The organism is Collinsella sp. AM28-11LB, assembly GCF_003469895.1.
In the GTDB taxonomy this organism is placed as follows: Bacteria; Actinomycetota; Coriobacteriia; order Coriobacteriales; family Coriobacteriaceae; genus Collinsella.
The window spans coordinates 1-8,770 of the sequence record NZ_QSKJ01000018.1 but is presented as its reverse complement, the minus strand read 5'-3'; the positions used below and the strand labels follow the sequence as shown (position 1 = coordinate 8,770).

Below are 8,770 nucleotides of genomic sequence, written 5' to 3'. Positions count from 1 at the left end.
GCAGTCAGTTGCCAGCGGGCCCGTTCCCGAAGTACACCGTTGAATCGCACAGAGGGGAGGAATGCGAATCAAACTTAACAGGGCAGGCTTTTTCATCGCCTATTGCCTGCTCCGTTGCTGAATACAATATAGTTCACCGTTGTTTACTTTGTAGCGTCAATATGCTCCGCCACACCTTCTCCATAAGTTAGCTAGGGTAAACTAAAACCACCACAAAGGGGACAGGCACCTTTGTGGTGGTTTTAGCCACGGCAGAACCGTTAGAGTCCGGCAGGCCAGCGACAGGCGCCCAGATCGACGTGCATGTCGTCCTTAAACGCCACACCCTCCCCTAGCAAAAGCTCACGTTGAGCATCGGGACCGCCAAAAGCAAAACCCTCGCAAATGTGCCCGTCGGCAAACACCACACGGTGACAGGGAATCTCGCCGGGGCGCGGATTGCTATGTAGGGCATACCCAACGTACCGCGCGCTCCGCGGACGACCGGCGAGCAGCGCCACCTGACCGTACGTGGCGACCATCCCTTCGGGGATCTGCTCGACCACCTCGTACACCCGTTCAAAAAAGCCCTCAGACGCCATTGCTCACTCCTTTCCATCCGGAAAAGCATAAACCACCACAAAGGTGCCTGTCCCCTTTGTGGTGGTTTATGGCAGGTCGGTTAGTTGGTAAGCTGGAAGAAGGCTATGGCTACGGCGCCGGGACCTACGTGGGTGCCGATGGTGGCGCCGATGGTATGGACGGGCAGCTCGCCCTCGATGTGGCCAGCCCACAGCGCCACGCTGTCCTCAATATACTTCTTGAGCACCGCATCCGAAAGTCCCGTATAGCCAAGCGCCAGGGGCATGGCGAAGTCGACGCCGCCCGCCTTTTCGACCTTCTGGTTCAGCAGGTTACGACCGTTCTTGGAGCCGCGCGCCTTGCCCAGCTGTACGATCAGACCGTCCTCTACAGCCACCACGGGCTTTACGTTGAGCAGCGTACCCACGGCGCCCGCCGCAGCAGACAGTCGACCGCCGCGCACCAGATACTCCAGCGTCTCGAGCAGGCCAATAACCACAACTCGGTCGCGCACGGCCTCGACAGCCGCCGCGATCTGAGATGCACTGCGGCCCTCGTCCACCAAGCGCAGCGCATACTCGACCAGGACGCGCTCGCCCAGGGTGACGTTGTTGCTGTCTACCACGAACACGTCGCCACCTGGCGCCTCGGCAAGTGCGGTACGGGCACTCTGATTGGTGCCCGAAAGCTTAGCGCCCACGGTAATAATCACGGCCTCGTCGCCGGCCTCACGTGCTTCGGCAATCGCCTGCGAAAAGGCATACGGGTTGACCTGGCCGGTCATGGGCAGCTCATCGCGCTCCACGAGCATCTCGTAAAAACGCTGGTGGTCGATGTCGACGCCATCCATGTACACATCGGTGCCAAAGGTGACGGACAGCGGCAAAACGGCCAGCGCCGGATGCTCGGCCGGCGACATATCGCTTGCGGAATCGGTAATAATGCGGACAGACATAGTTGATCCTTTCTTGCGCGGGCCTCGCGCAGGGAATTTCGACAGCAATGCCCCGGCACGGCGAACGCGCTCAAACGGGACTCTGCAGTTGTTTATCGGAAGCAAATGCCCCAGCGGCTCTACAGCTCGCGCAGGGTATTGAGAATCGTGCGCAACGACGCGTACATCTGCTCGCGCTGCTCCACGCCCATGGTCTTGCCGGTGGTGTCGAGCACTTCGCGAATAATGCGATCGGCCTCGTTCATGCTCTCGCCACCCAACGTGGTCAGACGAACCGGGGCACGGTATTTAACGGCAGCATCGCCCGAATCTTCGACCTCGACGTAGCCGCCCTCCTCCAGATGCGCCAGCGTGCGCGAGACAGCGGCACGGGTCACGCCTGCCATGCGGGCGAGGTCGGCCCCAGTCAAGCCGTCCTTGCTGCGCTCCAGATAGTACAGGCACATAACATCGGAGCCCTTGAGGCCCAGCCTTGCGCCCTCAGATGCCTTAATGCGCTGGATCTCCTTGTAGAGACCGCTGATCAGTCCGACAAAGTCCTCGAAACGTGTCTCGTCGCTCTGCTGCATGGGAGACAACCGCCTTTCGCTTGCATAATGCTAACGAGTAAACATCTTAGCCGTACTCAGCGACCGGCAGCCCCACACGCCCCATTTGTTAACCCATCAACATAAAAACCACCACAAAGGGGACAGGCACCTTTGTGGTGGTTTTGACCGTCGAGTTTGATCCGCAGACTTCGCTACAGCTCCACGCAAGGATTGTCGCGAGTCACAAGCGTCTTGACGACAACCGTCGCTCCCAGATAGCGCTCAAGCAACTCAGCGAGGCGATCAACGGCAGCCTGGCAATCCCCCATCCGCTCGGGCTCCACGCACTCAATCGCCAGGAATGCATCGGCCGAATCGTCGGACAGCGCCGTGCGAACGCCGTCGCGCCAGTTCCAGCAGCGGCACACGGCGCCCGCATCGTCAATATAGGCGAGCTCGCCGGAAAGCGTCGGATCATCTGTCTCCTCGCCAAGCGGCAGGAACGCATCGGCGCCATCGGTCACCGCCAAGCGCAGATTGCCCTCAATCGCGTGCACATCCTCACCGCCAACAGGCAGCGCATAGGTCAGCGACACCGTGTTGTAGATATCCACCGCCGGCGTAATATGACCGACCGGTTTGCCTTTGAGCACGCGCTTAAGCAGGTTCTCAATCGAACAACGCGCGCCCTTCTTAGTCTTGAACAGACGATACGCCTCGCGCCATGCCTTGACCGGCGCATTCTCGCTGATGGTATCGCTCGTCAGGTGACGCTCCGCATCGATATTGGCGCGGTCAAGCAGCGCGGCAATCGCATCCACGTCCTCCTGGGAAATCTGCGCCGCGGGCTTCATGCCCTTTACGACCACAACGCCGATAGCCGCCTGCGGAAACAGTTCCCAAAACGAATCCTCGGCAACGAAACTCTTCATGTGCTCTCCCTTCATAGCGTGCGCCCGAGCCCGGGCGCCTAAACAAAAAGCGCCCTTACGACGGCCACCTTCAAAGTCCTACGGTGCCGCCACAAGAGCGCTTACGCTGCCCCCATCCGGAGAAGGGGGCGATATGTCAGGCGTATTGTAACCCGAGTCATCCGCCCGAGCAAAACCACCACAAAGGTGCCTGTCCCCTTTGTGGTGGTTTTGAACTCGCGGCGATGCTAGAGACGAAGTCCCAGCAGGCCGCGGCCGCGATGACGGGCCTCGGCGGGCACCTGGGCGTGCGGGCCGGCGGCCTTGACGGACTCGGGCAGGTGCGAGTACTTCTTCTCGAAGTTCTCCTCGAACATCACCGCCAGGTTGTGCGCGGCCTCGTCGTAGCGCGCGGTGCTCTGCCAGTACTGGCGCGGCACCAGGATGCCGTCGGGCACACCGTGGCACGTGGTGGGAATGTCGACGTTAAAGATATCGTCGTGCACGAACTCGCTGTCCTCGATGGTACCGTCGAGGGCGCGGGCCACCAGGGCGCGCGTGTAGGCAAGCTCGATACGATGGCCAACGCCGTAGCCGCCACCGATCCAGCCGGTATTGACCAGGTACACGCGCGTGCGGCCGTCGGCAATGCGCTCGCCGAGCATCTTGGCGTAGACCATAGGGTCGAGCGGCATAAACGGCTCGCCAAACAGCGAGGAGAACGTGGGCGTGGGCTCGGTGACGCCGACCTCGGTGCCGGGGATCTTGGCCGTAAAGCCTGTCACAAAGTGATACATGGCGGCATCGGCCGTTAGGCGCGAGATGGGCGGCAGCACGCCAAAGGCATCGCAGGTCAAAAACAGCACGACGCTCGGGATGGTGCCCATGCCCTTGGTCCACGCGTTGGGGATATGCTCAACGGGATAGGCCACGCGCGTATTGTGCGTGATCGAGACGTCATCATAGTTGGGCTTGCGGTTCTCGTCGAGCACCACGTTTTCGCAGATGGCGCCAAAGCGAACGGCGTTGAAGATCTCGGGCTCGTGGAACGCGTCCAGGCCCTCGCACTTGGCGTAGCAGCCGCCCTCGATGTTGAAGATGCCCATGTCGGACCAGCCGTGCTCGTCGTCACCGATCAGCAGTCGCGTGGGGTTGGCCGAAAGCGTGGTCTTGCCGGTGCCCGACAGGCCAAAGAACACCGCGGTCTCGTGCGTGACGGGATCCATGCTGGCCGAGCAGTGCATGGGCAGCACATCGTCCTCGACAGGCAGCAGGTAATTCATGACGCTGAAGATGGACTTTTTGATCTCGCCGGAATAGCCGGTGCCGGCGACCAGAATCACGCGTTCCTGGAAGTTGATGACCACGGCGGCGCTGGAGTTGAGGCCCTTGATGGCAGGATCGCACTGGTAGCCCGGCGCGGCGAGCACGCAGAAGTCCGGCTCACCGGTGCGCGCAATTTCGCGAGCGAGCGGACGGGCGAGCATTTGCTTAATGAAGAGCGCCTGGCTGGCACGCTCGCAGGCGACGAGCAGGCGACGCGTGTGGTTGCGGTCGGCGCCCGCCATGCCGCGCGTGACGAACACGTCGCGCTCGTTGAGGTAGTCGACGATACCGGCCTTGATGGTCTCGTAGCTCTCAATCGAAAGCGGTCGGTTGACGGCGCCCCAGGCGATCTTGTCGTGCACGTCGGGCGTGTCGACGATAAAGCGATCGTTGGGCGAACGACCGGTGCGCTCCCCCGTCTCGATCACGAGTGCGCCATTGGACGCCATACGGCCCTCTTCGCGGCGGATGGCGTGCTCGACGAGCTCCGCCGCGGGCAAATCGACCAGCAGACGGGGCTGATTCTCGGCGGGATCTTCGACCAGCGTAATGCCAAAGTTGGACAGAACTTCTGCAGGGGTAACACCAGACATGGGGCCTCCTTTAAAAACGCGGCACGTGGACGCGGCGCGCACTTTACTCACATAAAGCCCGTTGTACCCGATATGCAAAAACGTTTTTGCGGCAACCGCGAAGCACCCGCCCAACGGTCAAAAATCGCACGCAAGCGGCCTAGTCATTGGGAACGTTCTTAAACGACTAGCCATCAGGGACACTCTTGAACAGGCAACAACCAAGGAGTGTCCCCAGATGCCGGCACTTAGGGACGTTCCCAAAGTGCCGGCACAAAAGGAACGTCCCCAAGTGTCAACTACAGCGGCAGGTTTTGGCCGAGCATGGCTATGGCGCTCATCAGGACCAGCATGCCGGCAGCGTAGGGCAGCACCGCGCCCAGGAGTTCAGCGTCCTTACCGCGTACATGCACGGCGGCAAGACCGATCGCGAGCGTCTGCGGCGAAATCATCTTACCGGCGGCAACGCCAAGCGCATTCAGCGCGACCATCCAGTAGTCGCTCACACCCAGCGCCGTAGCGGCCTGGCTCTGGATGGGGCCAAACAGCATGCCTGAGGACGTGCCCGAACCGGTCACGAACGCACCGACGGCGCCGATCCACGGAGCCAGAATCGGGTACAGGCCGCCGGCGACCGCAATGCAAAACGCGCTGATCGAAGAGATCATGCCCGCATAGCCCATCACCTTGGCGCAACCCAGCACCGTAAGCATGGTAATGACCGTCGGCATCATCTGCTTGACGGTCGCGGCCAGCACCTCGCCCATCAAGCGCGGCGACGCGCCCTGAATGGCGCCGCCGACAAATGCCGCCAGGAAGATCCAAACACCCGGCGTGTTGATCCACGAAAACGTAAGCGTGCCGGGGTTCTCACCGCAATACACCTGCACGTAACTCGCAAACGGCGCGAGCGCGGCGTGCACGACGGGCACCAGGTTGGAGGTACCCAACAGCAGCACAAAAATCAGGATGAAGCACGACCAGGCAGAAAGCGCCGACTTAGCGGTGAGCTGTTCGCCGGCCTCGATATTCATGTGAAAGCGTGCATCCAGATGCCCCGACTTCTCGGCATGCATGGCAAGCGCGGCGGTCAGCGCAAGCGATACGATGGAGCCCACGACCACGGCAAGCTCGGGACCCACGAACATGGCAACGACCAGGGCCGCGCCGACAAAGGACACACCGGAAAGCAGCGCCACGCCGGCAACGCCGTGCAGACGCTCGCTTACGCTCGCAACGTTGCCTTGATCATCGGCGACACGGCCCGCGACCAATACAATGAGCAGCGGCATCACCACAAAGAACGGTGCGAGCTGCACCAGCTGAACGGTCGCCAAATGCAGCGGGTCCAGGCCCACCAGGTCGGCAACGGACACCGTGGGGATGCCGATGGAGCCGTAGGGCGTGGGCACGCCGTTGGCCAGTAGACAGATCAGCACGGCGGGCACGGCCTCAAAACCAAGGCCCGCGAGCATGCCGGCGGGAATGGCAACGGCGGTACCAAAGCCGGCCATGCCCTCCATAAAGCCGCCGAAGCACCACGCCACGAGCAACGCCAGCAGACGACGGTCGCTGCTGATGGAGGTGATCATGCTGCCGATCACGTCCATGGCACCCGTGCGCACGCACAGGTTATACGTAAAGACGGCGGCGATAATCACGAGCACGATGGGCCACAGGGCCATCAAAAAGCCCTCGAGCGAGGCCGTGGCTATCTGCGCCGCCGGCAAATGCCACCACGCAAGGGCAAGCACGCACGAAAGGACAAACGATCCGATAGCGGCTTTCCAGGCGGGCCATTTAAAGCACAGCAGCATCACGACAAGCCAAATAATCGGCACAAGAGCCAGCAAAAACGCAGCGACATCCATGGGTAAAAACTCCTTGGTACCGCGCAAGCGGTATCGGGGGGTCACAAAACTTCATCAGGATACCGCACGTTTGCCGACAAATTACAGCCGCCCGCCGAAATTATTGAACAACCTGTTCAAAAACACGAATGGATACCACCGCGACTATACTAGAGCGCAGTAATAGAAAGGAATCTCCTTGAGCATCACGCCCCTCGATAGCATCCGCCGCACCATCGCCCGCCGTAACGGCGTCACCGACCCCACCGTATCGGGCGGGGCGCACGGGCAGGGTGGACGCATCGAGAACGGTCTATTCCCCGCATCTCACACCGCCGAGGAGCTCGCACGCATCCAAGAGCTAAGCCAGCGTAACGCCGGCGGTCCCGACAACGGCCAGGCCACACGCCGTCGCCGCGAGCGCAATCGCCAGCCCGGCCCCATCCACCGCATGGTCAATGCCTGGTGGAACCGCCTGCTCGGAGCCGTCTACGGCGGCGGCTTCTCCGCACAAGAAGCCGAGTACGAAGATCACGCCACCCATCGCGACTACCTTTGGAACACCATCGGCACCGCCGTGTGGGGCATGACGTTTCCCCTGCTCACCATCGTGTCTACGCAGCTCGTGGGCGCCGAGGAGGCCGGCAAGTTCTCCATCGCCTTTGTCACCGGCACGCTCATCATGATCGCGTGCAACTACGGCGTGCGCAACTTTCAGGTCTCGGACATCGACGAAAAGACGTCCTTCGCCTCCTACCAGCTCAATCGTTGGATCTGCGGGGCCCTAGCCTTGGGCTGCGGCCTGCTCTATAGCAGCGTCCGCGGCTATGACGCGCATATGGCGACGATCGGCCTTGGGGTCTACCTCTACAAGGTCATCGACGGCGTCGCCGACGCGTACGAAGGCCGCCTGCAGCAGGCCGATAAACTCTACCTGGCCGGTATGAGCCAAACGCTGCGTTCCGTTGGCGTCATCGCGGTCTTTGGCGTTGCCCTGCTCCTCACGCGCAGCATGCCCATCGCAGCCATGTCAATGGGCATCGCCGCGATTGCCTCGCTCGTACTGGTCACCGCGCCGCTCGCCCTGCTCGAGACCGAAAAATCACGCCGCATGAGTCTGCGCGAGGTCGGTCACCTGTTTGTCCAGTGCGCCCCGCTTTTTGGCGCGCTGTTCCTGTTCAACCTAATCGAGAGCATGCCCAAGTTCGTGATGGAAGGCACACTGGCCTACAAGTATCAGCTGTACTTTAATGCCCTGTTCTTTCCGGCGCAGGCTATTTTGTTGAGCATTGGATTTATCTATAAACCGCAGCTCCTGCGTCTATCGAGCATTTGGGCGAATCCGCGCAAGCGTCGCCGCTTTGACCTGATTATTGTTGCCGTTATGGCGCTGATCGTAATCATCACCGGAGCGTGCGCCGCATTTATGGCAGGCCCCGGCATCCCCATCATGAGCTTTATGTACGGCCTTAACTTTGAGCGCTACCGCACGCTGGCACTGCTGATGGTTGTCGCCGGCGGCGTCACCGCGGCAATCGACTTTATCTACGCCATCATCACGGTGCTGCGCCACGCCGGCGACGTCACCAAGATCTACCTGATCTGCTTCGCCGTGAGCGTAGTGCTGCCGGTGATCCTGATTGAGCTGCTGGGTCTGATGGGCGCTGTGGTGAGCTACCTGGCGGTCATGGCCCTACTGCTGGTGTTGTTGATAATCGAGTACGCCCACATCCGTCAGCGCATCGAGCGAGACCGGAACCCGTACGGAGCCTAATTAGCTGCCCCCGGAACCGGAATTTGCGATGGAATCACCCCGGCTGGGGTCCGGTTGCGGACAATATGCATCACGCAAAACTAAGTGAGTAGACTTTTACCGAATCCCCGACCACACCGACATAATACAAGTCTGTGATCTGCGGTTTTATTGAGGCAAATATGTTGGGTGCTCGGCATTTCCAAAAAAGCCTACTCACTTAGCCAGCGGGCAGCCAAATGATTATTTAATCCCCGTCCCAGAAAAATCATTTGGCTCTTCGGTGGTTTCTGTGGGAGAGATTCCGGCATA

7 protein-coding genes are annotated in these 8,770 nt (G+C 60.8%); 1 reads left to right on the top strand and 6 read right to left on the bottom strand.

Features of this window, described 5'->3' with window-relative positions; translation table 11 throughout:
• Positions 1 to 260: 260 nt before the first annotated feature.
• The 6 genes from DW732_RS09595 to DW732_RS09570 all read right to left on the bottom strand — a co-directional run bounded on the left by DW732_RS09595 (position 261) and on the right by DW732_RS09570 (position 6,726).
• A complete protein-coding gene (locus DW732_RS09595) occupies positions 261 to 581 on the bottom strand; it encodes an MGMT family protein (protein WP_117798740.1) in 321 nt (106 codons plus the stop codon).
• Positions 582 to 661: 80 nt separating this feature from the next.
• Positions 662 to 1,516 carry a DegV family protein gene (locus tag DW732_RS09590; protein ID WP_118099412.1) on the bottom strand — a complete coding sequence of 285 codons (855 nt, stop codon included), beginning with the start codon at positions 1,514 to 1,516 and terminating at the stop codon, positions 662 to 664.
• 119 nt (positions 1,517 to 1,635) lie between these two features.
• Positions 1,636 to 2,085: a MarR family winged helix-turn-helix transcriptional regulator gene (locus DW732_RS09585; protein WP_117735596.1), complete on the bottom strand. Its 450-nt coding sequence runs from the start codon at positions 2,083 to 2,085 to the stop codon at positions 1,636 to 1,638.
• 173 nt (positions 2,086 to 2,258) lie between these two features.
• Complete coding sequence (locus DW732_RS09580; RefSeq protein ID WP_118099411.1) at positions 2,259 to 2,978, bottom strand: B3/4 domain-containing protein; 720 nt, start codon at positions 2,976 to 2,978, stop codon at positions 2,259 to 2,261.
• Positions 2,979 to 3,205: 227 nt separating this feature from the next.
• Positions 3,206 to 4,876: a phosphoenolpyruvate carboxykinase (ATP) gene (gene pckA, locus DW732_RS09575; protein ID WP_199569791.1), complete on the bottom strand. Its 1,671-nt coding sequence runs from the start codon at positions 4,874 to 4,876 to the stop codon at positions 3,206 to 3,208.
• A 278-nt stretch (positions 4,877 to 5,154) separates the two neighbouring features.
• Positions 5,155 to 6,726 (bottom strand): L-lactate permease, encoded by a 1,572-nt coding sequence (locus DW732_RS09570; protein ID WP_118099410.1) that lies wholly within the window; start codon positions 6,724 to 6,726, stop codon positions 5,155 to 5,157.
• A gap of 178 nt (positions 6,727 to 6,904) precedes the next feature.
• Between DW732_RS09570 and DW732_RS09565 the strand changes: the two genes are divergently transcribed.
• Positions 6,905 to 8,479, top strand: coding sequence for a lipopolysaccharide biosynthesis protein (locus tag DW732_RS09565; RefSeq protein ID WP_233539432.1), 1,575 nt, complete (start codon positions 6,905 to 6,907; stop codon positions 8,477 to 8,479).
• The last annotated feature ends 291 nt before the right edge of the window (positions 8,480 to 8,770 follow it).